General features: G+C 63.9%; 27 protein-coding genes. 12 read left to right on the top strand and 15 right to left on the bottom strand.

All coding sequences use genetic code 11. The features are described 5' to 3' along the window. Positions 1-275 (top strand): isochorismatase family protein (locus QZ497_RS09540; RefSeq protein ID WP_295473523.1); only part of this gene is annotated, 275 nt, incomplete at its 5' end. Between the two features lie 136 nt (positions 276-411). Next, on the top strand, positions 412-993 hold the full coding sequence (locus tag QZ497_RS09535) for a TIGR00730 family Rossman fold protein (protein ID WP_295473520.1): 582 nt from the start codon (positions 412-414) through the stop codon (positions 991-993). Positions 994-1,062: 69 nt separating this feature from the next. Here the strand turns inward: QZ497_RS09535 and QZ497_RS09530 are convergent, their stop codons facing one another. From QZ497_RS09530 to hslO, 3 genes are all read right to left on the bottom strand, one after another. Further along, the gene (locus tag QZ497_RS09530) at positions 1,063-1,563 is read right to left on the bottom strand and encodes a GNAT family N-acetyltransferase (protein ID WP_295473517.1); all 501 of its coding nucleotides are present in this window, start codon (positions 1,561-1,563) and stop codon (positions 1,063-1,065) included. Between the two features lie 192 nt (positions 1,564-1,755). Next, positions 1,756-3,300, bottom strand: a complete 1,545-nt coding sequence (locus QZ497_RS09525) for a phosphoenolpyruvate carboxykinase (protein WP_295473514.1) — start codon at positions 3,298-3,300, stop codon at positions 1,756-1,758. A 170-nt stretch (positions 3,301-3,470) separates the two neighbouring features. Further along, positions 3,471-4,376, bottom strand: a complete 906-nt coding sequence (hslO, locus tag QZ497_RS09520; RefSeq protein WP_295473511.1) for an Hsp33 family molecular chaperone HslO — start codon at positions 4,374-4,376, stop codon at positions 3,471-3,473. Positions 4,377-4,480: 104 nt separating this feature from the next. Between hslO and QZ497_RS09515 the strand changes: the two genes are divergently transcribed. Next, the gene (locus tag QZ497_RS09515) at positions 4,481-5,290 is read left to right on the top strand and encodes a phosphatase PAP2 family protein (RefSeq protein ID WP_295473508.1); all 810 of its coding nucleotides are present in this window, start codon (positions 4,481-4,483) and stop codon (positions 5,288-5,290) included. On the opposite strand, the gene QZ497_RS09510 is transcribed toward QZ497_RS09515, so the two are convergent. Beyond that, positions 5,280-5,684, bottom strand: coding sequence for a S4 domain-containing protein (locus QZ497_RS09510; RefSeq protein ID WP_295473506.1), 405 nt, complete (start codon positions 5,682-5,684; stop codon positions 5,280-5,282). The two genes, QZ497_RS09515 and QZ497_RS09510, sit on opposite strands and share 11 nt — an antisense overlap. Positions 5,685-5,838: 154 nt before the next feature. Between QZ497_RS09510 and QZ497_RS09505 the strand changes: the two genes are divergently transcribed. Genes QZ497_RS09505 through rimK form a run of 3 tightly spaced genes read left to right on the top strand, consistent with a single transcriptional unit; the run spans position 5,839 to position 8,019 of the window. Beyond that, positions 5,839-6,621, top strand: coding sequence for an EAL domain-containing protein (locus tag QZ497_RS09505; RefSeq protein WP_295473503.1), 783 nt, complete (start codon positions 5,839-5,841; stop codon positions 6,619-6,621). Between the two features lie 52 nt (positions 6,622-6,673). Beyond that, entirely contained in the window at positions 6,674-7,117 is a 444-nt protein-coding gene (locus QZ497_RS09500; RefSeq protein WP_295473528.1) for an ATP-dependent zinc protease, read from the top strand. Next, a complete protein-coding gene (rimK, locus tag QZ497_RS09495; RefSeq protein ID WP_295473501.1) occupies positions 7,114-8,019 on the top strand; it encodes a 30S ribosomal protein S6--L-glutamate ligase in 906 nt (301 codons plus the stop codon). The genes QZ497_RS09500 and rimK overlap by 4 nt, the downstream gene beginning before the upstream one ends. A gap of 91 nt (positions 8,020-8,110) precedes the next feature. Here rimK and QZ497_RS09490 read toward each other — a convergent pair whose 3' ends face one another. After that, positions 8,111-9,424, bottom strand: a complete 1,314-nt coding sequence (locus QZ497_RS09490; protein ID WP_295473499.1) for an ATP-binding protein — start codon at positions 9,422-9,424, stop codon at positions 8,111-8,113. 131 nt (positions 9,425-9,555) lie between these two features. After that, the gene (gene ompR / locus QZ497_RS09485) at positions 9,556-10,296 is read right to left on the bottom strand and encodes a two-component system response regulator OmpR (RefSeq protein WP_295473497.1); all 741 of its coding nucleotides are present in this window, start codon (positions 10,294-10,296) and stop codon (positions 9,556-9,558) included. A 250-nt stretch (positions 10,297-10,546) separates the two neighbouring features. On the opposite strand from ompR, the gene QZ497_RS09480 reads away from it, so the two are divergent. The 3 genes from QZ497_RS09480 to gshA all read left to right on the top strand — a co-directional run bounded on the left by QZ497_RS09480 (position 10,547) and on the right by gshA (position 15,164). Continuing rightward, positions 10,547-12,868, top strand: a complete 2,322-nt coding sequence (locus tag QZ497_RS09480) for a Tex family protein (protein WP_295473494.1) — start codon at positions 10,547-10,549, stop codon at positions 12,866-12,868. Then, positions 12,868-13,251 (top strand): PaaI family thioesterase, encoded by a 384-nt coding sequence (locus QZ497_RS09475; RefSeq protein WP_295473491.1) that lies wholly within the window; start codon positions 12,868-12,870, stop codon positions 13,249-13,251. The genes QZ497_RS09480 and QZ497_RS09475 overlap by 1 nt, the downstream gene beginning before the upstream one ends. A 323-nt stretch (positions 13,252-13,574) precedes the next feature. Then, positions 13,575-15,164, top strand: coding sequence for a glutamate--cysteine ligase (gene gshA / locus QZ497_RS09470; RefSeq protein WP_295473488.1), 1,590 nt, complete (start codon positions 13,575-13,577; stop codon positions 15,162-15,164). Positions 15,165-15,210: 46 nt separating this feature from the next. On the opposite strand, the gene QZ497_RS09465 is transcribed toward gshA, so the two are convergent. The 7 genes from QZ497_RS09465 to QZ497_RS09435 all read right to left on the bottom strand — a co-directional run bounded on the left by QZ497_RS09465 (position 15,211) and on the right by QZ497_RS09435 (position 21,817). Beyond that, complete coding sequence (locus QZ497_RS09465) at positions 15,211-16,227, bottom strand: ABC transporter substrate-binding protein (protein WP_295473486.1); 1,017 nt, start codon at positions 16,225-16,227, stop codon at positions 15,211-15,213. A gap of 37 nt (positions 16,228-16,264) precedes the next feature. Beyond that, the gene (locus QZ497_RS09460; protein WP_295473483.1) at positions 16,265-17,143 is read right to left on the bottom strand and encodes an ABC transporter permease; all 879 of its coding nucleotides are present in this window, start codon (positions 17,141-17,143) and stop codon (positions 16,265-16,267) included. Between the two features lie 47 nt (positions 17,144-17,190). Then, positions 17,191-18,075 (bottom strand): ABC transporter ATP-binding protein, encoded by an 885-nt coding sequence (locus QZ497_RS09455; protein ID WP_295473481.1) that lies wholly within the window; start codon positions 18,073-18,075, stop codon positions 17,191-17,193. A gap of 15 nt (positions 18,076-18,090) precedes the next feature. After that, complete coding sequence (locus QZ497_RS09450; RefSeq protein WP_295473478.1) at positions 18,091-18,987, bottom strand: TauD/TfdA family dioxygenase; 897 nt, start codon at positions 18,985-18,987, stop codon at positions 18,091-18,093. Positions 18,988-19,228: 241 nt separating this feature from the next. Next, positions 19,229-20,011, bottom strand: coding sequence for a MetQ/NlpA family ABC transporter substrate-binding protein (locus tag QZ497_RS09445; protein ID WP_295473475.1), 783 nt, complete (start codon positions 20,009-20,011; stop codon positions 19,229-19,231). Positions 20,012-20,220: 209 nt separating this feature from the next. Further along, positions 20,221-21,162 (bottom strand): sigma 54-interacting transcriptional regulator, encoded by a 942-nt coding sequence (locus QZ497_RS09440; protein ID WP_295473472.1) that lies wholly within the window; start codon positions 21,160-21,162, stop codon positions 20,221-20,223. A 73-nt stretch (positions 21,163-21,235) separates the two neighbouring features. Next, a complete protein-coding gene (locus QZ497_RS09435) occupies positions 21,236-21,817 on the bottom strand; it encodes an alpha/beta hydrolase (RefSeq protein ID WP_295473469.1) in 582 nt (193 codons plus the stop codon). Between the two features lie 257 nt (positions 21,818-22,074). Here QZ497_RS09435 and QZ497_RS09430 point away from each other — a divergent pair, with 257 nt between their 5' ends. Next, positions 22,075-23,040, top strand: a complete 966-nt coding sequence (locus tag QZ497_RS09430; protein ID WP_295473466.1) for an AraC family transcriptional regulator — start codon at positions 22,075-22,077, stop codon at positions 23,038-23,040. Between the two features lie 9 nt (positions 23,041-23,049). On the opposite strand, the gene QZ497_RS09425 is transcribed toward QZ497_RS09430, so the two are convergent. Continuing rightward, positions 23,050-23,760, bottom strand: a complete 711-nt coding sequence (locus QZ497_RS09425) for a cyclic nucleotide-binding domain-containing protein (RefSeq protein WP_295473464.1) — start codon at positions 23,758-23,760, stop codon at positions 23,050-23,052. A gap of 84 nt (positions 23,761-23,844) precedes the next feature. On the opposite strand from QZ497_RS09425, the gene QZ497_RS09420 reads away from it, so the two are divergent. Further along, the gene (locus QZ497_RS09420) at positions 23,845-24,369 is read left to right on the top strand and encodes an Mpo1-like protein (protein ID WP_295473461.1); all 525 of its coding nucleotides are present in this window, start codon (positions 23,845-23,847) and stop codon (positions 24,367-24,369) included. A gap of 40 nt (positions 24,370-24,409) precedes the next feature. Here the strand turns inward: QZ497_RS09420 and QZ497_RS09415 are convergent, their stop codons facing one another. Continuing rightward, entirely contained in the window at positions 24,410-25,045 is a 636-nt protein-coding gene (locus QZ497_RS09415; protein WP_295473525.1) for a 2OG-Fe(II) oxygenase, read from the bottom strand. Between the two features lie 141 nt (positions 25,046-25,186). Between QZ497_RS09415 and QZ497_RS09410 the strand changes: the two genes are divergently transcribed. Continuing rightward, positions 25,187-25,939, top strand: a complete 753-nt coding sequence (locus tag QZ497_RS09410) for a DUF2059 domain-containing protein (RefSeq protein WP_295473458.1) — start codon at positions 25,187-25,189, stop codon at positions 25,937-25,939. The last annotated feature ends 194 nt before the right edge of the window (positions 25,940-26,133 follow it).

The following is a 26,133-nucleotide window of genomic DNA, read 5'->3' as shown; positions in this document are numbered from 1 at the left end:
TGTGCGTGACCTTCCCGGTACTCTCGGCCCTGCAGGAAGGCTTCGAAGTCTTCGTGGTCACCGACGCCTCCGGCACCTTCAACGAGACCGTGCAGCAGGCCGCGTGGAACCGCATGAGCCAGGCCGGCGCGCAACTGATGAACTGGTTCTCGGTGGCCTGTGAGCTGCACCGCGACTGGCGCAACGACATCGAAGGCCTGGGCAACCTGCTGAGCCAGCGGATTCCCAACTACCGCAACCTGATGAACAGCTACGCGGCGCTGAGCGCCCGCTAAGCAAGGTCAGCCCATCCCGTCGATCTTCAGGCCGGTGCCATCCAGGTGGCACCGGCCTGCGCTCGTCTGTACATGTTCGTTCGCCGCAACCTGTGTCACCCTTGCCGACGCCATGGCTACGGAAAGGAAATGATCGATGCGTCTTTGTGTGTTCTGCGGCTCGAGTGCCGGCAGCAATCCGGTGTACATGGAGCAGGCCAGCCAGTTGGGTGAAGCCCTGGCCAAGGCCGGAATCGGCCTGGTCTACGGCGGCGCTTCGGTGGGGCTGATGGGCGCGGTGGCCGATGCGGCACTGGCCAATGGCGGCGAAGTGATCGGCGTGATTCCCCAGGCCCTGAAACAGAAAGAAATCGCCCACCCCGGCCTGCAGGACCTGCGGGTGGTGAAATCCATGCACGAGCGCAAGGCGCTGATGGCCGAGCTGTCCGATGGCTTCATCGCCATGCCCGGCGGTGTCGGCACCCTGGAAGAACTCTTTGAAGTCTGGACCTGGGCGCAGCTGGGCTATCACGACAAACCCTGTGCGCTGTTCAACGTCCACGGTTTCTACGACGGGCTGTCGGCCTTCTTGTCCCACGTCGTCGACCAGGCCTTCCTGCGCGACGAACACCGCAGCATGGTGATCGTGAAGAACAGCGTGGAAGACCTGCTCGCCGCCATCCAGAACTACGAACCGCCGAAGGTGGTGAAGTGGATCAAGAAGGATCAACAGACCTGAAACGGGTCGGTGAAGAACGAGGGCTCGGTTGAGCCCTCGTTGTATTGGCCTGTTTCCGCCAAGTCGAGCTTAGTCAGCCAGGTCGAGCGCGTAGAACTTGCTGTCCACCGCCATCAGCGGAAAGCTCGCCGGCAGGCTGTCCTTGGCCACTTCGCTGAAGCCGTGCTTTTCATAGAAGCGGTGGGCGGCGAGGAATTTGTCGGTGGTGCCCAGGTAGATGCGCTGCACGCCCTTGGCCCTGGCGCCGTCGAGCAGCTCGGCCAACAGGCGCGCGGCCACACCGAACTCGCGACCGCGAAATGGCGCGGCGACGAACATCTTGCGCAGTGCGGCCAGGCCATCGCCGATGTCCTTCAGGCCGATGGTGCCAACCACCTGTTCGCCCTGTTTGGCCACCCAGAAGTTGCCGTTGCCACGCTGGTAGAAGTCCGGGATCGCGGCCAGGTCCGGCTGCTCGGCGGCGGTGATGGCGATACCGAATTCTTCACGCTGAATCGGCACGATCACGTCGAAGACGCCTTGCTGGTCGGCGGGCTGGAACGGCTGGATCTGGATGCTGGGAAAGGTCACGGGCGGTCCTGATGACGGGCAGCTGGAGGGAAAGCATTGTTCCAGACATCTCGTGCAGGTGCCAGGCTCACCAACAAAGCTTCACTGAAGCTGCTACCCGGTGGGAGCGGCTTCAGCCGCGATGCTTTGCGCAGGAAAAATGCGCAATAAAAAACCGCCCCGAAGGGCGGTTTTTGTACAGCGGGTCCGCGCTTACAGCTGTGGACCGGCAGCCTTGATGGCGTCGCTCACTTCGAACTTCTTGAAGTTCTCGATGAACAGGCCGGCCAGGCCTTTGGCCGCTTCGTCGTAGGCCGCTTTGTCAGCCCAGGTGTTGCGTGGGTTGAGCAGTACGGTGTCGACGCCCGGAACGGCCTTCGGCACGTCCAGGTTGATGATGTCCAGGTGCTCGGTTTCGGCACCGACCAGCGCGCCGCTCTGGATGGCCGCGATCACCGCACGGGTGGTCGGAATGTTGAAGCGCTTGCCGACGCCGTAGCCACCGCCGGTCCAGCCGGTGTTGACCAGGTAGACCTTGGAGTTGAAGCCACGGATACGCTTGATCAGCAGCTCTGCGTAGATACCGGCCGGACGCGGGAAGAACGGCGCGCCGAAGCAGGTGGAGAAGGTCGACTTGATGCCGGCGCCCGAACCCATTTCGGTGGAACCGACCAGCGCGGTGTAACCGGACAGGAAGTGGTACGCGGCCTGCTCTTCACTGAGGATCGACACAGGCGGCAGTACGCCGGTCAGGTCGCAGGTCAGGAAGATCACGGCGTTTGGCTCGCCGCCCAGGTTTTTCGGTGCGCGCTTCTCGATCAGTTCGCGCGGGTAGGCCGCACGGCTGTTCTGGGTCAGGCTGTCGTCGGCGTAGTCGGCCTTCTTGGTGACGGGGTCGAGAACCACGTTCTCCAGCACGGCGCCGTGCTGGATGGCTTTCCAGATGACTGGCTCGTTCTTCTCGGACAGGTCGATGCACTTGGCGTAGCAGCCGCCTTCGATGTTGAACACCACGCCTTCACCCCAGCCGTGCTCGTCGTCACCGATCAGGTAACGGCTTTCGTCGGCCGACAGGGTGGTCTTGCCAGTGCCGGACAGGCCGAAGAACAGGGTCACGTCGCCCTCTTCGCCCATGTTGGCGGCGCAGTGCATTGGCAGCACGTCAGCGGCCGGCAGCAGGAAGTTCTGCACCGAGAACATGGCTTTCTTCATTTCACCGGCGTAGCGCATGCCGGCGATCAGGACTTTCTTGGCCGCGAAGTTGATGATCACGGTGCCGTCGGAGTTGGTGCCGTCGCGCTCAGGCTCGCAGACGAACCATGGGGCGTTGAAGATCTGCCACTCATCCTTGCCACCGGCGTTGTATTGCTCGGGGTTGATGAACAGGCAACGACCGAACAGGTTGTGCCAGGCGGTCTCGGTGGTCATCTTGACCGGCAGGTAATGGGCAGGGTCGGAACCGACATGGACGTGGGAAACGAAACGCTCACGCTCGGCCAGGTAGGCCCCTACGCGTTCCCACAGGGCGTCGAACTTGTCGGCCGGGAACTTGCGGTTGATCGGGCCCCAGGCGATGGCGTCCTGGGTGCTAGGCTCTTCAACGATGAAACGGTCCACCGGAGAACGACCAGTACGGTGGCCGGTTCTCACTACCAGTGCGCCAGTGTCGGCGAGTTCGCCTTCGCCTCGGGCAAGGGCTTCCTTGACCAGGTCGTCGATGCTCAGGTCGGTGTACACAGCGTTCTTGGTTTGCGTCATGAAGGGTCCCCATCGGCGGAATGCCGAGTGTTCCAAACGGTTTTGTAGTAAAAAAACAACCACTACTACAGCCAAAAGTGGGCCGGATTATGCCAGAAATGCTACGAAATGATAGAACCCTCCTGTCAGAACGATATGAACGTGTCTGACAGGTTTTGGGCGTCAAAATTTCAGTGGCGGGTGTTGGAAGGGGACTCGACACCACCACCGGCGAACAGCTGGGCAACGTCCGTGGAGTCGAACAGATAGCGCTCGTTGCAGAACTGGCAGTCGATCTCGATGGCTCCGCCATGCTCGGCCACCAGTTGCTGGGCGTCCTCCTGGCCGAGGCTGATCAACGCATTGCCGGAGCGCTCGCGGGAGCAACTGCAGCGGAAGGCGATCGGCTGTGTGTCAAACAGTCGCACCTGCTCTTGGTGGTACAGGCGGTGCAGCAGGGTCTCGTTGTCCAGCCCCAGCAGCTCGTCGTCGCTCAGGGTATTGGCCAGGGTCACGACATGCTCCCAGCTGGCAGCGCGCTCTTCGGCATCGGTGATGCGCGCCACCGGCAGTTGCTGCAGCAGGAAACCACGCGCCTGCTGGCCGTCGGCCTTGAGCCAGAAACGCGTGCCCAGCTGCTCCGACAGCGCGAAGTAGCTGGACAGGCTTTCGGACAGGTCGGCGCCGTCCAGGGCGACGATGCCCTGGTAGCGCTGGCCCTGGCGTGGGTCGATGGTCATCGCCAGCGAGCCGTCGGGCATCAGCGCCTGCAGCCCGGCCTCGGGGTCGTCGATCAGCGCCTCGTCATAGCGCGCGATGCCGCGCAGCTCGCGCTCGCTGGAGCACTCGACCATCAGCAGCGGCACGGCACCGCTGGAGCGCGCCTGAAGAATCAGCAGCCCTTCGAACTTCAGGGTGCCGACCAACAGGGCGGCGGCGGCCATCAGCTCGCCGAGCAGGCGAGCTACTGGTGCCGGGTAAGGATGACGAGCCAGCACTTCGGCGTAGCTGCTTTCCAGGGCGACCAGCTCGCCGCGGACATCGCTGTCGTCGAAGATGAACCGCTGGGTGAAGTCTTTTTTGGGAAATTCGGACATAAGAACCGGGTCTGATTTGATGACAAAATGATGACAGGCGCTTATAAGAGCGCCCTCGAGCACCGAATGGGTGCATGGATTTCAAGCGATTCAAGGAGCAGTTTATGGAGTATCCACCTCTCTTCCAAGCCAGGTGGAGGTTCCGCCCCCTCATCCTGTGCAACCTCGCAGCCCTTGTCCTGCTTGGCCTGTGGGCCTGGCCGGAAGGTCATGCGCTGATGAACCGCTTCGACGAATGGCTGTTCCATCTGCTCAACCAGCCGCTGGCCAGCAACGACCTGTGGCTGTACGCCTGGACGGTGGCCAGTATGCGGCCTTTCGATGTCGTGGTCGGCTTGATTCTGTTGATGTTGCTTATCAAGGGCGATTGGGTATTCCGGGCTGCCCAGACCCGCGCGGCGATCTTCGGCTTCATCGCCATCCTGGTATTGCTGCTGATCATCCGCAGCCTGCTGGCGAAATACATCAACACCACGGACCTGCAGCACGACAGCCCGTCACGCGTGCTGCCCGAGGCCGTGCGCCTGAGCCACATCTTCCCGCAGTTGGAAAAGACCTGGGAGCTGAAGGACAACTCGGGACGCAGCTTTCCCGGCGACCATGCCTCGGTATTGTTGATCTGGGCCATGTTCATGTCGCTGTATGCCCGCTCGTTCGGGCGCCAGCTGGTGATCTGGAGCCTGGCCGTGCTGTTCATGCTGCCACGCCTGGTGGCCGGCGCACACTGGGGCCAGGACGACTACATCGGCGGCGTCGCCATCGCCCTGGCAGCGCTGGCCTGGGGTATCTACACCCCTTATGCGGCCCACGTCACGCGCCTGGGGCTGCGCCTGAGCGAACCGCTGTTCGCCATCGCCCGTGTCATCCCGCTGGTCAACCGCATGAGCCTGGTACGGGCGGGGTTCAGTCGTTAGAGAAATCGTGAAAGCGGTCCAGCTGGCGGCGCTGCTTCTTGTTCGGGCGGCCGTCAGTGGTCACGCCGAGGTTGCCGGCCTTGCGCTGCGCCGCAGCGGCCTCGCGGCTGGCAATGCTTTGCGGGGTTTCGCGGTACAGGGTCTGTGCCTCGGGGGCGCCGCGACGCACCACTGACAGTGCCTCGACCACCACGGTGCGCTCGTCGAAGCCGGTGCGAATCTGGAATTCGTCACCAATGCGCGGTTCCTTGCCGGGCTTGCAACGCTCGCCCCGGCAGTGCACCTTGCCACTTTCGATGGCCGCCTTGGCCAGGGCCCGAGTCTTGTAGAACCGTGCGGCCCACAGCCATTTATCCAGGCGAACCTTATCGTCGTCTTCTACTTTCTGAGCCATCTGAATTTCTCATCTGCGTGACAATCTGAAGCTTTACTGAACACTGCCAGGCCACACGCCCAGCCGAGTTGGAACATGAAGTAACCCTGACCCGATTGTCAAAACCGGTCATCCGGATTTTGATGTCTACTTCCCGCCGCACCTGGAGTGTGCCATGACCATTTTCCCCACCTCACTGACTGCACGCACGGGAGGGTGTCAGGGATGCAAGGACAGCCCGCCGCTGGATTTTTCCTTCGACTATGCCTACCAGCCGATCGTCGACCTGCGCGATCGCTCGGTGTTCGCCTACGAGGCCCTGATACGCGGCCCCAATGGCGAGAGCGCGCAAAGCGTGCTGAGCCAGGTCAACGACCGTAACCGCTACCGCTTCGACCAGAGCTGCCGGGTGGCGGCGATCGCCGGAGCGGCAGCTCTGGGCATGACTGAACGCTTGTCGATCAACTTCCTGCCCAATGCGGTGTACCGCCCGGAGCTGTGCATCCGCAGCACCCTCGAAGCCGCGCGTGAGCACAACTTTCCGGTCGAGCGGCTGATTTTCGAGACGGTAGAAGTCGAGCATGTGGACAACGTGAAACATTTGCAGAATATTCTCCGCGAGTATCAGCAGTTCGGTTTCATGACGGCCATCGACGACTTTGGCGCCGGTTACGCCGGGCTGAAGCTACTGGCCGACTTTCAACCCGACCTGATCAAACTGGACATGGATCTGATCCGCGACATCCACCGCGACCGTGCGCGTCAAGCCATCGTGCGGGGCGTGGTCAGCATGTGCCAACAACTGGAAATCACGGTGATCGCCGAAGGCATCGAGCATGCGGAAGAACGCGATTTTCTCGCCGATTGCGGGATTTTCCTGATGCAGGGTTACTGGTTCGCCCGCCCGGCATTCAAAGCCCTTTCCGAGATTCGCGCCGATGCCTGGCCAACGCCTTGAGTAGTACGGAATCCGCGCCTTGAAGACATTCGACCATCTGACAGTCATCGGTCTGCGCGAGTGGGTGGCGCTGCCCGATCTCGGGGTAGCCGGCCTGCGGGCCAAGATCGACACCGGTGCCAGCACCTCCAGCCTGCATGCTACCGAGATCGAGCCATTCGAACGCGACGGGCAGAAATGGGTGCGTTTCAATGCGCATCTGGGCACCGTGGTGCAGTTGCGCCACCGCCGCTGCGAAGCGCCACTGGTGGCCATGAAAAGTATCAAGAGCTCCAACGGCCACGCTCAGGTCCGCTACGTGATCCGCACCCTGCTGGCGCTGGGTGATCGCGTGTGGCCGGTGGAGTTCACCCTGGCCTGCCGCAAGTCGATGCGCTATCGCCTGCTGCTCGGCTCCAATGCCTTGATCGACGGCCAACTGGTGGTCAACCCGGGTATTACCTACGTACAAGACAAGCCGGTGTTCCCGGCCTCCATTCCCTCAGGTGCTGCATGAAGATCGCTGTGCTTTCGCGTAACCCGCGTCTGTATTCCACCCGCCGCCTGGTCGAGGCCGGCCTAGAACGCGGCCACGAGATGGTGGTGATCGACACCCTGCGCGCCTATATGAACATCGCCAGCCACAAACCGCAGATCCACTACCGCGGCAAGCCGCTGGAAGGCTTCGACGCGGTGATTCCGCGCATCGGTGCCTCGGTGACGTTCTACGGCTGTGCGGTGTTGCGCCAGTTCGAAATGATGGGGGTGTTCCCGCTCAACGAATCGGTGGCCATCGCCCGCTCCCGGGACAAGCTGCGCTCGCTGCAGCTGTTGTCGCGCCGGGGCATCGGCCTGCCGGTCACCGGCTTCGCCCACTCGCCGGACGACATCCCCGATCTGATCCAGATGGTCAACGGCGCCCCGCTGGTGATCAAGGTGCTGGAAGGCACCCAGGGCATCGGCGTGGTGCTGTGCGAAACCGTCTCGGCGGCAGAATCGGTGATCGAGGCATTCATGGGCCTCAAGCAGGACATCATGGTTCAGGAGTACATCAAGGAGGCCGGTGGGGCAGACATTCGCTGCTTCGTAGTCGGTGACAAGGTCATCGCCTCGATGATGCGCCAGGCCAAACCCGGCGAGTTCCGCTCCAACCTGCACCGTGGCGGCACCGCCAGCCTGATCAAGATCACTCCCGAAGAGCGCATGACCGCACTGCGCGCCGCCAAGGTCATGGGCCTGTCGGTGGCCGGCGTAGACATCCTGCGTTCCAACCATGGGCCGCTGGTGATGGAGGTCAACTCCTCTCCGGGCCTGGAAGGCATCGAAACCACCACCGGCAAGGACGTCGCCGGGATGATCATCGAGCATCTGGAAAAGAACAGCGGACCGAACATGACCAGGACCAAGGGCAAGGGCTGAAAAGCAGTAGCAAGCGGTGAGCTAACGCCGTTCGCGTCGCTAGCATCACCGCGATCAGCTTATAGCTTGCCGCTTGTGGCTTGCCGCCGCTTCACACCGCGTCGCGCGGCAGCATCAGCCCCAACGGCAGGCGTACGCGGGCTTCCAAGCCGCCGCCGGAGCGGTTGCGCAGCTCCACGTTGCCGCCGTGCATCGCCGCGATACGCTTGACGATCGCCAGTCCCAGCCCGGTGCCCTTGCCGCTGCGCGCCCGGTCACCACGAATGAACGGGTTGAAGATGACTTCCAGCTCCGAAGGGTCGATGCCCGCCCCGCGGTCCAGCACGCTGAGCACCACGTAGGGAGCACCGGCGTCCCCCGACACGTAGGCCGCCACTTCGATACCGCTGCCGGCGTGGTGCATGGCGTTGCCGATCAGGTTGCTCAGCAGGCGTTTCATCGACACCCGGCGCAGCGGGAATGGCGGGATCGGCTCGACGCACACGCGGATGTGCTCGGCATCGCTGTTGAACGGCTCGACCACTTCGCGCACCAACGCGCCGAGGTCGACTTCCTCGATCTGTTCGTCGCGGCCGTCACGAATGAACGCCAGGAACTGATCGAGGATGGCGTCCATGTCCTCGATGTCACGCACCATGTCATCGACGAATTCGTTCTTTTCGGTCATCAGTTCCAGCGACAGGCGCAGGCGGGTCAGCGGCGTGCGCAGATCGTGGGATACCCCGGCGAGCATCAACTCGCGCTCCTGGCCAGCCTGCTCGACATCCTCCGCCATCTGGTTGAAGGCGCGGTACACCTCGGTCATCTCGCTGGGCGTGTCGCTGATCGGCAGGCGCACGCTGCGCCCCTGGCCCAACTGGCGGGCAGCGAACACCAGGCGCTTGAGCGGCTGGTTGAGCTGGCTGACGAAGATCCATGCCGACGCCGTGGACAACAGACCAATGGCCAGGAACCAGCCCAGCACGCTCCAGATCTTCTGCCCACGCAGCGGGTGCGGATACAGCGGCACCTTCAGCCAGCCATCCCCCAGGCTCGGCGCGCGCACCCACAGCGCGGGTGGCGCATGCACGCGCAGGCGTACTTCGGTGTCCTCACCCAGCTCGGCCTGCATCTGCCGCTGGTAGATTTCGCTGTACGGCCAGTGCTGCTCGCCTTCCGGTACGCCGCCGCCCACCACACGGATCAGCCCGGCCGCCTCGGCAATCGCCTCACGGTCATTCTCGTTGGCCGCCCAGTAGGCACGCAGGGTCAGCGCCACGCCGTGGCTGTACTGGCGGTCGACCAGCACGTCCTCGTTCATCAGCAGGTAGACCAGCGTCAGCGCCTTGGAAAACAGCACGACGATCAGCACCAGCCAGAGGGTGCGCGAGAAGAAGCTTTGCGGGAACCACAGCGGAGTCTTCATAGGTGCAGCAGTCACACTTTGCAGGGCGAGAAGAACTCGCGGTTTCTGTCAGGCCGGCAAAACCAAAAAAGCGTCGATAACCCGACGGGCTATCGACGCGTCAATGCAAGCACGGGGCCGACGGTCTGGGGTCAGCGGGCACCGCTGCCGTCGGGTACGAACACATAGCCCACGCCCCATACGGTCTGGATGTAGCGGGGTTTGGAAGGATCGGGCTCGATCAACCGGCGCAGGCGGGAGATCTGCACGTCGATGGAACGCTCCAGGGCATCCCACTCTCGGCCACGCGCCAGGTTCATCAGCTTGTCGCGGGTCAGCGGTTCGCGCGCGTGCATCACCAGGGCCTTGAGCACCGCGAACTCGCCGGTGGTCAGCATATGCACTTCGTCGCCGCGCTTGAGTTCACGGGTGGCCAGCGACAGCTCGTAGTCGCCGAAGGTCACCGACTCTTCCTCGCTGCCCGGCGCGCCCGGCACCGAAGGCGCCTGACGACGCAGCACCGCCTTGACGCGGGCCATCAGTTCATCGGGGTTGAAGGGTTTGGCCAGATAGTCGTCGGCGCCCAGCTCCAGGCCCTTGATGCGGCTCAGCTCGTCGCCCTTGGCGGTGAGCATGATGATCGGCACCTGATTGTTGGCGGCGCGCAGGCGGCGGCAGGCGGACAGGCCGTCCTCGCCCGGCAGCATCAGGTCGAGAACCACGAGATTGAAAACTTCGCGGGCCAGCAGGCGGTCCATCTGTTCGACATTGGCCACCGCCCGGGCGCGATAGCCCTTGCTGGTGAAAAACCGTTCCAGCAGGCTGCTCAGCCCCGGATCGTCATCGACGATCAGGATCTTTTCGCCTTCGGCATTAAGTGCAGTGCTGCTCATCGGATGCTCCTTTGTTCACGGGGCGCATTATGGCGTAGCTGTTGTGACGCGCATCGTGCGCATTGTTAGCAGATTTTACGGCGCCAGGCATGCGCACCGCCGGAGATCGCTGCCGATTGCGCCCCGCGTCGGTGCGATCCCCCAAGTGGAGCGAGCTGGTTATAATGCGCCGCCCTCACAGTCAGGCAACGCCGGACGACGTTTTGTTCGAAAACACTGGCATTGAGCCAGTCCTTGCTTAGGTGGTCTTATGGACAGCATCAACAGCCGCATCGCCGAAGAACTCGGTGTCCGCCCCATCCAGGTCGAAGCGGCCGTAGCACTCCTGGATGAAGGCTCGACCGTGCCTTTCATCGCCCGTTACCGCAAGGAGGTGACCGGCAGCCTCGATGACACCCAACTGCGTCATCTGGAAGAGCGCCTGCGCTACCTGCGTGAACTCGACGAGCGCCGCGTCAGCATCCTCGCCAGCATCGAGGAGCAAGGCAAGCTGACCCCGGAACTGGCCCGCGACATCAAGCTGGCCGACACCAAGACCCGCCTGGAAGACTTGTACCTGCCGTACAAGCAGAAGCGCCGCACCAAGGGCCAGATCGCCCTGGAAGCCGGCCTTGGCGAACTGGCCGACGGCCTGTTCAACGACCCGAACCTGAACCCCGAACAGGAAGCGGCACGCTTCGTCGACGCCGACAAGGGCGTGGCCGACGTCAAGGCCGCCCTGGAAGGCGCCAAGTACATCCTCATGGAGCGCTTCGCCGAAGACGCCACCCTGCTCGACAAACTGCGCAGCTTCCTCAAGCAGGAAGCGGTGCTCAGCGCCCGCGTGGTGCCGGGCAAGGAAGAAGAAGGCGCCAAGTTCCGCGACTACTTCGAGCACGACGAGCCGCTCAAGAGCGTGCCGTCGCACCGTGCCCTGGCGATCTTCCGCGGGCGCAACGAAGGCATTCTCAGCAGCACCCTGAAGGTCGGCGAAGAGCTGCCGGGAACCCTGCACCCGTGCGAGCTGATGATCGGCGAGCGCTTCGGGCTGAGCAACCAGAACCGCCCGGCCGACAAATGGCTGGCCGAAGTGGTGCGCTGGACCTGGAAGGTCAAGCTCTACAACCACCTGGAAACCGACCTGCTCAGCGAGCTGCGTGACAGCGCCGAAACCGAGGCGATCAACGTCTTCGCCCACAACCTGCATGACCTGCTGCTGGCCGCCCCGGCCGGCCCGCGCGCGACCCTGGGCCTGGACCCTGGCCTGCGTACCGGCTGCAAGGTCGCGGTGGTCGACGCCACCGGCAAGCTGCTCGACCACGCCACCGTCTACCCGCATGCGCCGAAGAACCAGTGGGACCAGACCATCGCCGTGCTCGCCGCGCTGTGCGCCAAGCACTCGGTAGACCTGATCGCCATTGGCAACGGCACCGCCAGCCGCGAGACCGACAAGCTGGCCGCCGAGCTGATCAAGAAATACCCAGGCCTGAAGATGACCAAGGTCATGGTCTCCGAGGCCGGCGCCTCGGTGTACTCGGCCTCCGAGCTGGCCGCCCGCGAATTCCCGGACCTCGACGTGTCGATCCGTGGCGCAGTATCCATCGCCCGCCGCCTGCAGGACCCGCTGGCCGAACTGGTGAAGATCGACCCGAAATCCATCGGTGTCGGCCAGTACCAGCACGACGTGTCGCAGCTCAAGCTGGCGCGCGGCCTGGACGCTGTGGTCGAGGACTGCGTGAACGCCGTGGGCGTGGACGTGAACACCGCTTCGGTGGCTCTGTTGACGCGCATTTCCGGCCTCAACGCGACCCTGGCGCAGAACATCGTCGCGCACCGTGACGCCAATGGCGCGTTCAAGAACCGCGCCGAACTGAAAAAGGTCAGCCGCCTCGGCGAGAAGACGTTCGAACAGGCGGCCGGCTTCCTGCGCGTGATGAACGGCGACAACCCGCTGGACGCCTCGGCGGTGCACCCGGAGGCCTATCCGCTGGTACAGCGCATCGCCGTGCAGACCGACCGCGACATCCGCTCGCTGATCGGCGATACCGGCTTTCTCAAGCGCCTTGACCCGAAGAAATTCACCGATGAAACCTTCGGCCTGCCCACCGTCACCGACATCCTCAGCGAGCTGGACAAACCGGGCCGCGACCCACGCCCCGAGTTCAAGACCGCCGAGTTCCAGGAAGGCGTCGAGGACCTCAAGGACCTTCAGCCAGGCATGATCCTCGAAGGCGTGGTGACCAACGTCACCAACTTCGGCGCCTTCGTCGACATCGGCGTGCACCAGGACGGTCTGGTGCACATCTCCGCGCTGTCGGAGAAGTTCATCAAGGACCCGCGTGAAGCGGTCAAGGCCGGCGATGTGGTCAAGGTCAAGGTCATGGAAGTCGACATTCCGCGCAAACGCGTCGGCCTGTCGATGCGCATGAGCGACACCCCGGGCGAGAAGATCGACGGCGCGCGTGGCTCGCGCCCAGGCTCCAGCCCACGGCAGTCTGGCGGGGCGCCCAAGCGTGAAAGCGTCGCCGCGGCGCCGGCCAACAACGCCATGGCTTCGCTGTTCGCCAACGCCAAGCAGTTGAAGAAACGCTGATGCAAGTGCCCGAGGAGCTGACCCACAGTCCCTATTTCCGCATGCTCGGCTGCGAGATCCGCAGCCTGGACAGCGGCGTGGCCGAAGTCGCCCTGCCCCTGGAAGCGCACCTGCGCAACCGGGGCAACGTGATGCACGGCGGAGCGATCTTCAGCCTGGTGGACATCGCCATGGGCCTGGCCTGCTCCAGCGCCCATGGCTTCGACCAGCGCAGCGTGACCATCGAGTGCAAGATCAACTACATGCGCGGGGTCAGCGACGGCGAGGTCCTGTGCGTCGCCAAGGTCCTGCACGCCGGGCGCCGCACCCTGGTGGTGGAAGCCGAGGTGCTGCAGGGCGACAAGCTGGTGGCCAAGGCGCAGGGCACCTTCGCGGTGCTCTGAGCGCTTATGCCTGGCGGGCGCAAGGGCCGGTGCGTTTCATCACCGGCCCGCATCACGCCGAGCAGCGCACGACCTGGCTGGCGCTTTTTGGCTGGCAAAGATCGCAGGCGACCTAGCTGCCTGTCATCGATTTGCGGTACTTTCCCGCTCAGGCCTGGTCTGTGGTGAAAGGGTGAATCCACTTGGTGGATCAACCTGTCCATGAAGCCCGGGCAGACAACCGTGAATCTCGAGCAGGCGACAACGCCAGTTCCTTTCTTCACCCTTGTAGACCGTCATGTCCACCCCAATATCGGGGCGACCGATGTGTGAAGGAATCCACCTTGAGCGAATTTCTCAACCGCCGTCTGGCCGTGCTCGGCGAAAGCACCCACCTTCCCCTTCTGGGGCAGTGCCTGCACGGTATCGAGCGGGAGTGCCTGCGCGTGACAGGCCAGGGCGAACTGGCCCAGACACCGCACCCCAGGGCCCTCGGGTCGGCGCTGACCAACGAGCAGATCACCACGGACTATTCCGAATCGCTCCTGGAGTTCATCACCCCGGCGCTGAAGAACCCGGCCGACACCCTCGACAGCCTGGAAAACATCCATCGCTTCGTCTACAGCCAGCTGGGCGACGAACTGCTGTGGAGCCCGTCGATGCCCTGCCCGCTGCCGGCCGAGGAAGACATTCCGCTGGCCTACTACGGCACCTCGAACATTGGCAAGCTCAAGTACGTGTACCGCAAGGGCCTGGCCCTGCGTTACGGTCGCACCATGCAGTGCATCGCCGGCATCCACTACAACTTCTCGCTACCGGAAGGCGCCTGGGCGCTGCTGCGCCAGAACGAGGCGTTCGCCGGCAGCGACCGCGACTACCAGTCGCATTCCTATATCGCGCTGATCCGCAATTTCCGCCGCTACAGCTGGCTGCTGATGTACCTGTTCGGTGCCTCGCCGGCGCTGGACAAGGGCTTCCTGCGGGGCCGTGCCCACCAGTTGCAGGATTTCGACGCCGACACCCTGTACCTGCCCTACGCCACCAGCCTGCGCATGAGTGATCTGGGCTACCAGAGCGAGGCGCAGGCCGACCTGACACCCTGCTACAACGACCTGCAGAGCTACACCGACAGCCTGCGCCGCGCCGTGGCCACGCCCTACGCGCCGTATGTCGAGGCCGGTACGCATGATGCCCAGGGTGAGTGGATCCAGCTCAACACCAACGTGCTGCAGATCGAGAACGAGTACTACTCCAACATCCGCCCCAAGCGCGTGACCTACACCGGCGAACGGCCGATCCAGGCGCTGATGGCGCGTGGCGTGCAGTACGTCGAAGTGCGCTGCCTGGACATCAACCCCTTCCTGCCCACCGGTATCAGCCTGGAGCAGGCGCGCTTCATCGATGCCTTCATCCTCTACTGCGCGCTGGAAGAAAGTCCGCAGCTGTCGAACGGCGAATGCGGCAACGCCGGCAGCAACTTCCTCAGCGTGGTCAAGGAAGGCCGGCGCCCCGGACTGCAGTTGCAGCGCCAAGGTAAGGCCGTGGAACTCAAGACCTGGGCCAGCGAGTTGCTGGGCAAGATCGCTCCCATCGCGCAGCTGCTCGACCAGGCCAACGGCAGCGACGAACACCGCCGTTCCCTGGCCGCGCAGCAGGCGAAAATCGATGACCCATCGCTGACCCCGTCGGCGCAGATCCTCGCCGCCATGCGCGAGCGCGGAGAAGGCTTCGCGGCGTTCTCCCTGCGCCAGAGCCAGGTGCACGCCGAGTACTTCCGCAACCGACCGCTGCCCGCCGAGCAGCAGGCACGCTTCGAAGCGCTGGCCAGCACCTCCCTGGCCGACCAGACCGAGCTGGAGTCCAGCGAAGAAGTGGTGGATTTCGACACCTTCGTCGGTGCCTATCAGGCCAGCATCCTGTCGATCAGCAACTGATCACCGTGCCTGGGGCCGCTGCTGACCGGCAGCGGCCCTGGCAACCTCAACTGCCCGGCGTGCCGTGGGCTTCTTCGAAAAAGTAATCCTTCCAGCTGCTCGCCTTGTTCTTCAGCACACCCAGCTCATGCAGTTTCTCGGCATAGATGAAGGTGCGTTGTGGGGTAATGGTGAAGTCGATCTCCGGGTCGGCGACGATCTTCTCTACCAGCGGCAACGGCAGTTTGGACTGCTCGACGCGGATGTAGGTCTGCGCCGCTGCCGGCTTGTCGGCCTTGATGATCTGCTCGGCCTCGGCCAGCGCGTCATAGAACGCCTTGTAGGTCTTGGGGTTCTGGTCGTGGAATTTCTGCGTGGTGTAAAGCACGTTGAAGGTCGCCTGGCCGCCGAGCACGTCGTAGGAACTGAGCACCTTGTGCACGTTGGGGTTCTCCAGCGCCTGGTACTGGAACGGCGGGCTGGAGAAGTGCGAGTTGATCTCCGAACCACCCGCGATCAGCGCAGCCGTGGCATCCGGGTGGGCCAGGCTCACCGAGATGTTGTCGAACTTCTTGTAGTTGTCGTTCCCGAACAGCTTGGCGGTCTCGATCTGCAGGGTTCGCGACTGGAAGCCCACCCCTGCCGCCGGTACGGCGATGCGGTCCTTGTCAGTGAAGTCCTTGATGCTCTTCACGTTGGGGTTGTTGGTCAGCAGGTAGTTGGGCATCGAGCCCAGCGAGGCGATGGCCTTGACGTTCTGCTTGCCCTTGGTGCGGTCCCAGATGGTCAGCATCGGCGGCACACCGGCCGACACCACGTCCAGCGCGCCGGCCAGCAGCCCCTCGTTCATGGCCGTGGCGCCCGACACACTGGTCCAGTCCACCTCGATATCCAGGCCCTGCTGCTTGCCGTGCTTCTCGATCAGCTTCTGGTCGCGCACCACATCGAGAATCAGATAGCCGATGCCGAACTGCTGGGCGATGCTGATCTTGCCTTCGGCCTGGGCCGTGCCGCTGAGCAGGCCGCCCAGCAGGAAAGTCGCCGCCAGGCCGGTGAGTACCGGGCGCTTGAAAGTCTTGCTCATGAAAGTGCTCTCTTCTAAGGGTTGGCGATGGGCAGGATCAACGCTGCATGCCCCAGCGCTTGACGGTCAGTTTTTCAATGTTGGCGAACAGCAGGTTCTCCACCAGCAGGCCGATGAGAATCACCGCCGCCAGGCCGGCAAATACCTTGTCGGTGTACAGCTCGTTGCGGTTCTGGAAGATGTACCAGCCCAGGCCGCCCTTGCCGGAAGACGCACCGAACACCAGCTCGGCGGCGATCAGGGTGCGCCAGGCGAAGGCCCAGCCGATCTTCAGGCCCGCCAGGATCGACGGCAGCGCCGCCGGAATCAGGATGTGCCAGACGAAGCGCAGGCCCTTGAGCCCGTAGTTGCGCCCGGCCATGCGCTGGGTCTCGGACACGCCGAGAAACCCTGCATAGGTGTTGAGCGCCAGGGCCCAGAGCACCGAGTGCACCAGCACGAAGATCAGGCTGTTCTGGCCCAGGCCGAACCACAGCAGCGCCAGGGGCAGCAGGGCGATGGCCGGCAGCGGGTTGAACATCGCGGTCAGGGTACTGAGCAGGTCGCGACCCAGCTGGGTGGACACCGCCAGGGTGGTCAGGGCGAAGGCCAGCACGATACCGATCAGGTAGCCCTGCACCAGCACGGTCAGGGAAATCCACACCTTGCCCGGCAGCTCCCCACTGAGCAGTCCGTCATAGAACGCCTGGGCAGTCTGCAGAAAACCCGGTAGCAGCAGGTCGTTGCCCTGGAGGCGTGCGACCACCTCCCAGAGCACGGCCAGCACGACCATGATCAGGCTCTTGCGTACCCAGCCCTGTTGCCAGATACGCTGGGCCAGGGGAATGTCATGGGCCAGTTCGCTCTGCACGAAAGGCTCGAGCGCGACTTCATATTCTTCGCGACGCGGCGAAGATGCATGGGGAGAAATGCTCATGGTTCGGATCTCTGCGGGCAGGGCCGACACGGCCCGCCGATGAATGCTCAATACGCGATGCGTATGTCCTGGAAGCCCAGCTCACGCTCGGCCTGGCCGTCGCCGCCGGGTTCATCGAACAGCAGGCGGTGGATGCGCTGCGCGGTGTGCTGGAAGCCCACACCGCCCAGGCTCTGCAGGTCGTACTGATGGCTGTTGATTTCGGCCCGCACGCGGCCCGGGTGCGGTGACAGCAGCAGGATGCGATTGCCGACCACCAGGGCTTCCTCGATGGAGTGGGTGACGAACAGCAGGGTGAAACGCACCTCCTCCCACAGCTCCAGCAACTCTTCCTGCATCTTGCGCCGGGTCAGCGCATCCAGCGCCGCGAAGGGCTCGTCCATCAGCAGGATCTTCGGCTGCATGGCCAGGGCGCGGGCGATCGCCACACGCGCTTTCATGCCGCCCGACAGCGTGTGCGGGTAGGCCTCGGCGAAGCCACTCAAACCGACCTTGTCGAGGTAGTACCGGGCGCGCTCCAGCGCTTCGGGGCGCTTGAGGGTGCGTGAGGCCAGCAGCGGGAACATGACGTTCTCGATCACCGTCTTCCACGGCGGCAACTGGTCGAACTCCTGGAACACCACGATGCGGTCCGGACCGGGTTCACTGACCGGCTGGCCCGCCAGGCGGATCTGCCCCTCGCTGGGGCGGATGAACCCCGCCACGGCCTTGAGCAACGTCGACTTGCCGCAACCGGAGGGGCCGAGCAGCACGAAGCGATCGGCCGGGTCGACCTCGAAACTGACCCGATGAGTAGCGCGTACCACGCGCTGTGGGGTGCGGTATTCCAGACTCACACCCTGCACGTGCAGCAGCGCCTCAGCGGTGGGCTGATTGGCCTGCGGCGTCGAGTGGCCCTGGCTAGCCGTGTGGCTTTGCGCGACAGCGTTCATGTCCGCTCTCCTCGATCAGTAGGGCGCAGTGCCCTGGATGGTGGTGCGGTGCAGGCGGCGGCGCAGATGAGCCGGGCAGCCAGTGGCCAGGTGGATCAGCGAGCGGTTGTCCCAGAACACCATGTCGTTGTCCTGCCATTGATGGCGGTAGACGTTCTGCGGGCGGGTGCTGTGGGCATACACCTCGGCGAGGATCTGCCGGCTCTCGTCTTCGGGAATGCCGACGATGTGAGTAGTGAAGTTCTCGCTGACGAACAACGCCTTGCGTCCGTTCTCCGGATGGGTGCGCACGATGGGGTGCGCGACTTCCACGACCTGGGCCAGTTGTTCGGCGGTGAGCGTCGGACGCCAGTTCTCGGCGTTGTGCCCGTCGCGGTAGCGGGCGGTGTAGCTGTGCACCGCCTGGCGACCTTCGACGGCCTGGCGCAGGTGCGCCGGCAAGGTGTCCCAGGCCTTGTGCATGTCGGCGAACAGCGTGTCGCCGCCTTCGCTGGGCAGCTCCTGGGCGTAGAGCATCGAGCCCAGGCTCGGCAGCTCTTTGTAGGAGAGGTCCGAGTGCCAGAACTTGCCGGCATCGCCCAGCCCGATGGGTTGGCCGTTCTCGACGATGTTGGAAACGATGAGGATTTCCGGGTGGCCGGGCAGCAGGAACTGCTTGAGCACGTGGATCTGCAGCACGCCGAAGCGCCGGCTGAATTCGATCTGCTGTGCGGGGGTGATGTGCTGGTCGCGGAACACCACCAGGTGGTGATCCAGATGCGCCTTGTGAACACGCGCGAAGTCGCTGTCGTTCAGTGGGCGGGAGAGGTCCAGGCCGAGGATTTCAGCGCCGACGTTGCCGGCCAGGGGACGCACTTCGAAAGACTGGCTGACCGGTTGCGCGGCTGAAGAAGCAAGGGAGGCTGCGGGCATGAGTACTCCAATTCACTGGGTCAGGTAGGGAATGGGAGTAACTGTATCGATATAAAAAACTAAATTTAAATACCGTTATCGAATATCTATATACACATCCTTTGCGCCGCCAGAAGCATCCTCAGCCGCAACAAACCCAACAGATCAAAGCATATTTCCTGATCTTGCAGGCCTTTTCGCGGCTGAAGCCGCTCCTACCGGTAGGAGCGGCTTCAGCCGCGATGAACCTTCAACGCCCCAATCAGAACGCCGGCAGTACCGCGCCGTCGTACTTCTTGTTGATGAAGTCCTTCACTTGCTGGCTGGTCAGTGCCTTGGACAGCTTCTGGATGGCATCGCTGTTGGCGTTGTCCTGGCGGGTGACCAGGTAGTTCACGTAAGGCGAGTCGGCGCCTTCGAGAATCAGCGCATCCTTCTTCGGATTGAGCTTGGCTTCCAGCGCGTAGTTGGTGTTGATCATGTCCAGATCGACCTGATCCAGCACACGCGGCAGTACCGCCGACTCCAGCTCACGGAATTTCAGCTTCTTGGGGTTGGTGGCGATGTCCTTGGGGGTGGACAGGGCGTTGGTCGGATCCTTCAGGGTGATCAGGCCGCCTTTCTGCAGCAGCAGCAAGGCACGACCGGCATTGCTGCCCTCGTTGGGAATGGCCACGGTGGCGCCTTCAGGCAACTCGGCCAGGCTCTTGTACTTCTTCGAGTAGCCACCGAACGGCTCGACATGCACGCCTACGCCAGTGGTCAGGGTTGCGCCCTTGCCCTTGTTGAAGCCATCCAGGTAAGGCTTGGTCTGGAAGTAGTTGGCGTCCAGGCGCTTCTCGTTGAGCTGCACGTTGGGCTGCACGTAGTCGGTGAAGACCTTGATCTCCAGGTCGACCCCTTCCTTGGCCAGGGTCGGCTTGATCAGCTCGAGGATCTCGGCGTGCGGTACGGGCGTCGCGCCGACCACCAGTTTTTCACCCGCCTGTGCCAGGCCGGCCGAGAAGGCAACGGCCAGCGCGGCCATCAGGAATGTCTTTTTCATGCATGCCCCTTAGAAATGCTTTTATCGGTATTGGCGGTCCGGCCGGAATCGGCCGGACGTGAACGGACAGTAGCGGGATTTTTTATTCCCATAAAATACTTTTTATTCAGCTGCTTATCACCTTTGTAGATATGCCCGGGTGTTGACGGCCGCTCATAGAAAAAGACGCCACTGCCTGTCACGGCCAGCGGCGTCAAAACCTTCCGCTCTCAGAACAGCGACAAACGTGCCGACAGTTCGCTCAGCAAGCTCTTCAAGTGCGCCTGCTCAGCCGGGCCGCCGGCTTCCAGCAGCACCGCCGCCTGGCGACGGATTTCGGCCAGTGGGTCCGGCGCGGCAGGCAGGTTGAGGTGCTCGGGCAGGATCTCGTCGCCACCATGGAGCAGCAGGGCGAAGTGAATGACGTTCTCCAGCTCGCGGGTATTGCCTGGCCAGGGGTGGGCCAGCAGTAGCTGCTGGGCGGACAGGCTGAGCAAGGGCAGCGGCAGCCCCAGGCGTTGGCTGTAGATACCGATGAAATACTCGGCCAACGGCAGGATATTGCCTGGCTGCTCACGCAGTGCCGGCAGGTCGAGGCGGCCATCGCTCAGGTACTGGAACAGCCGCTCGTGGAAGCGACCGGCCGCCACTGCCTGGCTCAGGTCGATACTGGTGGCGGCCACCAGCCGCACGTCCACCGGGCTGGCTTGCTGCGCGCCCACACGGGTGACCTCGCGGTTTTCCAGCGCCGCGAGCAGTTTGGCCTGTACAGCCAGGGGCAGGTCACCGATCTCGTCGAGGTACAGCGTGCCGCCGTTGGCCGAGCCGAACCAGCCAGCACGGCTGCTGGCCGAAACACCGTGGGCGCCCGGCGCGTGGCCGAACAGTTCGGCCTCGGCGTAGGTGGGGCTCAGGGCTCCGCAATTGACCGACACGAACAGCCCGCCCCGGTCACTGCCGCGATGGATGTGACGGGCCAGCAGCTCCTTGCCGGTGCCGGTTTCGCCACGGATCAGGATCGGCAGCGGCCCGGCGGCCAGCCGTTCCATGTCGGCGCGTAGCTGGCGCGAGCGGGGGTCGATGAACACCAGCGCCTTGGCACGAATGCTCAGCGGGCTTTTTTCGGCATCGGGAAAGGTCAGGAACTGACCAGGGGAATCGTGAACACTCATGAAGAACTCCCGCCAGCACTCAGGGCACCGGCGTTACACGAAGCGACCGCCAGGCGGTGTGAAAATCAAGGGCTCAGGCACGCCGCCGGGCCTGCTGCTCCAGGCGGTTCTGCAGCCGGTACAGGTAGGCGAAGCCTTGTTCCCAACGGGTGTGGCCGGATTTGACGTTGATGTGCCCGGCCTGGTTGAGCAGGCCCAGCTCGGCGCCCCAGTTGCTGGCCATCTGCATGGCGCGCCGGGTACTCACTGCAGGGTCGTTGTCGGAGCTGACCACCTGCGCGGGGAATGGCAGCAGGTCAGTGGGAATCGGTGCGAAGTTGCGCAAGGCCGGCGGGCAACCCGGACGCTCCACGTCGGCGGGTGCGACCAGCAGCGCGCCATGGACCTGGCGCAGCGACTCCAGCGGCGCCAGGCGCGCCCAGTGGGCGACAGTGATGCAGCCCAGGCTATGGGCGATCAGGATTACCGGCGAGTCTTCGGCGGCCACCGCACGCTGCAGCTCGCCGACCCAGTCCGCGCAGCGCGGGTGATGCCAGTCGGCCTGCCGCACCCGCTCACTGTTGGGCAGGCTGTTCTGCCAGTGCGTCTGCCAGTGCTCGTCGGGCGAGCCCTGCCAGCCTGGCACGATCAGGTAACGGATGGGTGCGTTGTGCATGGGGTCGCCTCCTGAAGGCCTGTATCCATGCCGCGAGTATAGGGAGGCCGAAACCACACAAGAAGGAATAAGAAGATATTTGCTAATTCAATTTAGAAATAAAAGGTGCCTGACTCCTGTGTGACGGTATCCATTCAGTCCGATGAACTTGCAAATATCCAGACGGGTTCCATGCTCTGAATAACCTGGCAACGGATCTGCCTGGATCGCCCTTGGGCGACGCCTCTTTCCTCCAGCCGACAGGAAGTAGCCCGCGCATGCCAGAGCCAAGCAGTCTCGCCAGTTGGACCCGCGCCCTGCGCAAGCAACTCGACGCCCTGGGGCTGGACAGCGCAGCGCTGTGCAACGCCGCTGGCATAGACCCGCTCGCCCCGCTGCCAGAGCCAGCGCACGCGACCCTGCGCCTGTGGCAACTGGCGGTGCAGGCCAGTGGCGACCCGGCTCTGGGGCTGCGGGTGTCGCGTTTCGTCAGCCCCACGCGCTTCCACGCCCTGGGTTACACCCTGGTGGCCAGCGAGTCGTTGCGCGAAGTGTTCGAGCGCATCGTGCGCTATCAGCCACAAAGTCGCGACAACCTGCGCCTGAGCCTGGACAAGACCGCTGAGCACTATGAATTCCGCTTCAGCCCGCCGGCAGATTGTCCGGCACCGGCGGCAGAGATCTTCGATGCCTTCGCGGCCATCTACGTACGCACCTGCCGCAACCGCCTGGGGCGGGCTTATGCGCCACTGGCGGTGCACTTGCAGCGAAGTGCGCCAGTCGACCCCCAGCCCTGGCAGGAGCTGTTTCGCGCGCCGCTGTATTTCAGCGCGTCCGACAACCGCTTGCTGTTCGCCTGCGGCGACTTTGACAGCCACCTGGAGGATGGCGCCACGCAAGCCGCCGAGGCCGCTACCGGCCTGATCTGGGAGCCTCGGGTACGCAGCGTCATCGAAACCCAGTTGCCCGAGGGCGAACCCAGTGCCGAAAGCGTCGCCCAAGCCCTGGGCCTGAGCCTGCGCAGCCTGCAACGCCATCTGGCCGACGAAGGCTGCCGCTACGACCTGCTGCTCAACCAGTGCCGGGAAAACCTCGCCCTGTTGCACATCTGCGACGCCCAGCTGTCACTCAACGAGGTGGCCTGCCTGCTGGGCTTCAGCGACCTGGAGGGCTTCAGCCGGGCCTTCAAGCGCTGGACCGGACTGACTCCGCAGCAATACCGGCTGGGGCTGCTGAACCCTTGAAGGGCCCGCTCAGCCAACGGCCCGAGCGCGCAGATGATTGGCCACCTTGCGCAGGCGCGCGACGTCGAAGACCTCCACCTGCTCGCTTCCCAGGCGGATGATCTTGCGTTGATGCAGGTCTTCCAGCACTTGCCGTAACGCCGGGCGTGGCAGACTCACTGTCGGGCAGGCCTCGATGGCCTCGAAACCGATCAGCCGCCGGGCATTGTTCAGCAGGCCATAGCCCTCACTGAGCAACAGCAGGCGCCAGGCGACCCGCGCCCGTTCGGGCAACGTTTGCAGACGCTCCGGACGCAGCAAGGGCAGGCCCAGCTTGAGGCTCAGCAGGGCGGCGAAGAAACGCAGGTACTCGGGATGCTGGCCGAACAGCTCATGCAGGAACGCCTGGGGCACCTGGAGAAAGATGCTTTGCCCGATGGAGTGGACGTTATGGGTGCGCGGCAGACCGTCGAACAGGGACACCTCGCCGAACCAGCACGGCAGGCGGGCGCGCTCGCGCGGCGAGGTCAGCCGCTGGTCCTCCACGGCGCCCATGCGCACCGCGCCTTCGAGCAGCAGGTACAGCCCGCAAGGCGCATCGCCCTTGGCGAACAGCCGCTTGCCGGGCGTGACCCTGCGCTGCACCGCGGCCCCGATCAGCGCGTCCTGCAAACCCGCAGGCAAACGGCCGAACCAGTCCTCGGCCATGAGGTGCGAGCGCCACAGTATTCCATTTGTCATTTCTGCTCCCTTGTTTCCTGAGCGGGCGCCGAGCGAACCGACTAAGGTGAACGGACGCGGTCCACGCCACAGGCAGGAATCATAATGAAAACCCTGGTCGATCATCTCAGCCAATACGCCGCTTATCACCGAGACTCACGCAATATCGTGACTCACTTCTTCGGCATTCCAATGATCGTACTGGCCGTGACGATTCTTCTGTCGCGGCCCGGTATATCGGCCTACAGCCTATGGCTGGCCCCCGCCACGCTGGTGGCCGGCGCCAGCATGCTGTTCTATCTGCGCCTGGACCGCAGGCTGGGTATCTTGATGGCCGCGCTGTTGCTGCTGTGCCTGTGGGTGGGCGCCGCGCTGGCCCGGCAGAGCACCGGGACCTGGCTGGGCTGGGGTGTGGGGCTGTTCGTGGTGGGCTGGATCATCCAGTTCGTCGGGCACTACTACGAGGGTCGCAAACCCGCCTTCATCGACGACGTGTCCGGGCTGATCATCGGTCCGTTGTTCGTGGTGGCGGAAATGGCCTTTCTGCTGGGCCTGTGCAAGCCGTTACAGCACGCCATCGAAGCACGTGCCGGCACCGTGCGCCGCAACAGCAGCCTGCGCAGGGCCTGACGGCAGTCCCGGCGGCTGGCGGTAAACGCGGGCAGAAGCCTCAGGGAAACGGGTCGTTCCCCCGACGCCGGAACCAGCCGGTGAGCGAAAGCCGGTCACGGCTGGCCGGCAGCACTTCGTGGGGCACGTCACCCGAAAGGAACACCGCCAGGCAGCCGCCCGCTGGCTGCACGTCATGGGACACGTCGTCCTTCAGGTACATGCGCAACTGCCCGCCCTGCTCCGGGAGCCAGTCGGCATTGAGATACAGCACGGCGGAAACCATGCGCCGGTCGTCATCGCGAAAACGGTCCACATGCCGTTTGTAGAACGCACCGGGCGGGTAGAACGCGAAATGGCTCTCGAAGTCTTCCAGGCCCATGAACAGGTCGCGGTTCAGCGCCACGCGCAGGCTGTCCATCACGTTCAGGTACTGGTCGCAGAACACCGACTGGCCGGGCTCCAGCCACTGGATACGATCACCACGAATCCCTTCGCGTACCTCCTGCGCCGGCCCGCGCCCGACACTGGCAGGTTCGAGGTCACCGGCAGCCGCACGCCGACGGCACTCGGCCGCCAGGTCGCGGGTCAGCGCGTCGGGCAGGAAAATATCCTGTTGCGACCAGCCACGGGCGGCCAGGTCGTCAACGATACGCTGCAACGAAAGGTGATCGATGGGTGTTTGCATGGCGTGCATAGTAGCCATAACCCCGACAATCCAATAGAGGGCGGCGCACAAGTTGTTCGCGCATCGGGATTTACTTGATCCGGCTCAGGCGCAACTCGACAAACGCCGGTAAACGCACCGAGAATAGCGGCCTGCCGACAGGAGTCCCGAATGCGTCGTTTGTGTGTGTTGCTGTTGATGTTATGCGCGTTGCCCGCCTGGGCGGACGCCTACGACCAGTTGTACAAGGCTGCCGGCTGGCCGCAGCAGCGGGCGCACTTCAACGACGCGCTGAAAGCGGCGCAGCAGCGCTACAGCAACAACCTGCCGCCGGCGGTGTTCCAGGCGCTGGTCAACAACAGCAACCAGCGTTTCGCCCCTCAGGCCGTGGACCAGCGTGCTGCGCAGCGGCTGCGCGAGAGCCTCAAGGATCCGGCCCCCGCATTGCGCTTCTTCCAGTCGCCGCTGGGCCGCAAGATCGTCAACGCCGAACTGACCGCCACCCGTGCCGACCAGTTAGCCAAGCACGCCCAGGGCCTGCCGGTGATGCAGGCCGACGACAGCCGCCAGTTGCTCATCGGCCACCTGGCCCAGGCCCTGCCCGCTCGCCAGGCCGGAGCAGAGGTCAGCCTGGCGCTGGCCGGCGTCGCCGCCGACAGCCTCAGCCAGATGATTCCCGGCCTGAACCTCGGCGGCCAGGCCCAGGGGGTGGTGGAAAGCCAGCGTGAGCGGCTGATGGCGCAGATTGGCGCCGACCTCAATAACACCCTGCTGTACGTCTACCGCGACCTTTCCGACCCGGAGCTGGAAGAGTTCTCCAGCTTCGCCGAGTCACCCGAAGGCCGCGCCTATTACCAGGCCGCCCTGGCCGCCATCAAGGCCGGTCTGGCGGTCGGCCAGAGCAACGCCAGCCTGGCGCCCTGAGCACCTGCAACCTGACCTCGACCGGTAGCGGCTTCAGCCGCGAAAGCGCCAGGAAATTCACTGCAGCTGCTGCGAACATGCGGTCGCTTCGCGGCTGAAGCCGCTCCTATGTATGGACTCGCCCCACACTGTCAACACGCTTTGCTTTAAACACTGCTGCCCGGTTGCATCTATGTATCAGGCCTATTCGAGGA

This window comes from uncultured Pseudomonas sp., from assembly GCF_913777995.1.
Lineage (GTDB): Bacteria > Pseudomonadota > Gammaproteobacteria > Pseudomonadales > Pseudomonadaceae > Aquipseudomonas.
Note: the sequence above shows the minus strand (reverse complement) of the source record. Positions and strands in the feature narration are given on the sequence as shown.

What these genes read in the sequence shown, in the direction of transcription:
- QZ497_RS09450 (WP_295473478.1), bottom strand. Translation starts at nt 18,987, where the DNA reads ATGCCCGCAGCCTCCCTTGCTTCTTCAGCCGCGCAACCGGTCAGCCAG.
- QZ497_RS09440 (WP_295473472.1), bottom strand. Translation starts at nt 21,162, where the DNA reads ATGAGTGTTCACGATTCCCCTGGTCAGTTCCTGACCTTTCCCGATGCC.
- QZ497_RS09535 (WP_295473520.1), top strand. Translation starts at nt 412, where the DNA reads ATGCGTCTTTGTGTGTTCTGCGGCTCGAGTGCCGGCAGCAATCCGGTG.
- QZ497_RS09435 (WP_295473469.1), bottom strand. Translation starts at nt 21,817, where the DNA reads ATGCACAACGCACCCATCCGTTACCTGATCGTGCCAGGCTGGCAGGGC.
- QZ497_RS09465 (WP_295473486.1), bottom strand. Translation starts at nt 16,227, where the DNA reads ATGAGCAAGACTTTCAAGCGCCCGGTACTCACCGGCCTGGCGGCGACT.
- QZ497_RS09425 (WP_295473464.1), bottom strand. Translation starts at nt 23,760, where the DNA reads ATGACAAATGGAATACTGTGGCGCTCGCACCTCATGGCCGAGGACTGG.
- QZ497_RS09525 (WP_295473514.1), bottom strand. Translation starts at nt 3,300, where the DNA reads ATGACGCAAACCAAGAACGCTGTGTACACCGACCTGAGCATCGACGAC.
- QZ497_RS09490 (WP_295473499.1), bottom strand. Translation starts at nt 9,424, where the DNA reads ATGAAGACTCCGCTGTGGTTCCCGCAAAGCTTCTTCTCGCGCACCCTC.
- QZ497_RS09505 (WP_295473503.1), top strand. Translation starts at nt 5,839, where the DNA reads ATGACCATTTTCCCCACCTCACTGACTGCACGCACGGGAGGGTGTCAG.
- QZ497_RS09420 (WP_295473461.1), top strand. Translation starts at nt 23,845, where the DNA reads ATGAAAACCCTGGTCGATCATCTCAGCCAATACGCCGCTTATCACCGA.
- QZ497_RS09475 (WP_295473491.1), top strand. Translation starts at nt 12,868, where the DNA reads ATGCAAGTGCCCGAGGAGCTGACCCACAGTCCCTATTTCCGCATGCTC.
- QZ497_RS09455 (WP_295473481.1), bottom strand. Translation starts at nt 18,075, where the DNA reads ATGAACGCTGTCGCGCAAAGCCACACGGCTAGCCAGGGCCACTCGACG.
- QZ497_RS09430 (WP_295473466.1), top strand. Translation starts at nt 22,075, where the DNA reads ATGCCAGAGCCAAGCAGTCTCGCCAGTTGGACCCGCGCCCTGCGCAAG.
- QZ497_RS09415 (WP_295473525.1), bottom strand. Translation starts at nt 25,045, where the DNA reads ATGCACGCCATGCAAACACCCATCGATCACCTTTCGTTGCAGCGTATC.
- hslO (WP_295473511.1), bottom strand. Translation starts at nt 4,376, where the DNA reads ATGTCCGAATTTCCCAAAAAAGACTTCACCCAGCGGTTCATCTTCGAC.
- QZ497_RS09510 (WP_295473506.1), bottom strand. Translation starts at nt 5,684, where the DNA reads ATGGCTCAGAAAGTAGAAGACGACGATAAGGTTCGCCTGGATAAATGG.
- QZ497_RS09410 (WP_295473458.1), top strand. Translation starts at nt 25,187, where the DNA reads ATGCGTCGTTTGTGTGTGTTGCTGTTGATGTTATGCGCGTTGCCCGCC.
- QZ497_RS09460 (WP_295473483.1), bottom strand. Translation starts at nt 17,143, where the DNA reads ATGAGCATTTCTCCCCATGCATCTTCGCCGCGTCGCGAAGAATATGAA.
- rimK (WP_295473501.1), top strand. Translation starts at nt 7,114, where the DNA reads ATGAAGATCGCTGTGCTTTCGCGTAACCCGCGTCTGTATTCCACCCGC.
- QZ497_RS09480 (WP_295473494.1), top strand. Translation starts at nt 10,547, where the DNA reads ATGGACAGCATCAACAGCCGCATCGCCGAAGAACTCGGTGTCCGCCCC.
- QZ497_RS09445 (WP_295473475.1), bottom strand. Translation starts at nt 20,011, where the DNA reads ATGAAAAAGACATTCCTGATGGCCGCGCTGGCCGTTGCCTTCTCGGCC.
- ompR (WP_295473497.1), bottom strand. Translation starts at nt 10,296, where the DNA reads ATGAGCAGCACTGCACTTAATGCCGAAGGCGAAAAGATCCTGATCGTC.
- QZ497_RS09515 (WP_295473508.1), top strand. Translation starts at nt 4,481, where the DNA reads ATGGAGTATCCACCTCTCTTCCAAGCCAGGTGGAGGTTCCGCCCCCTC.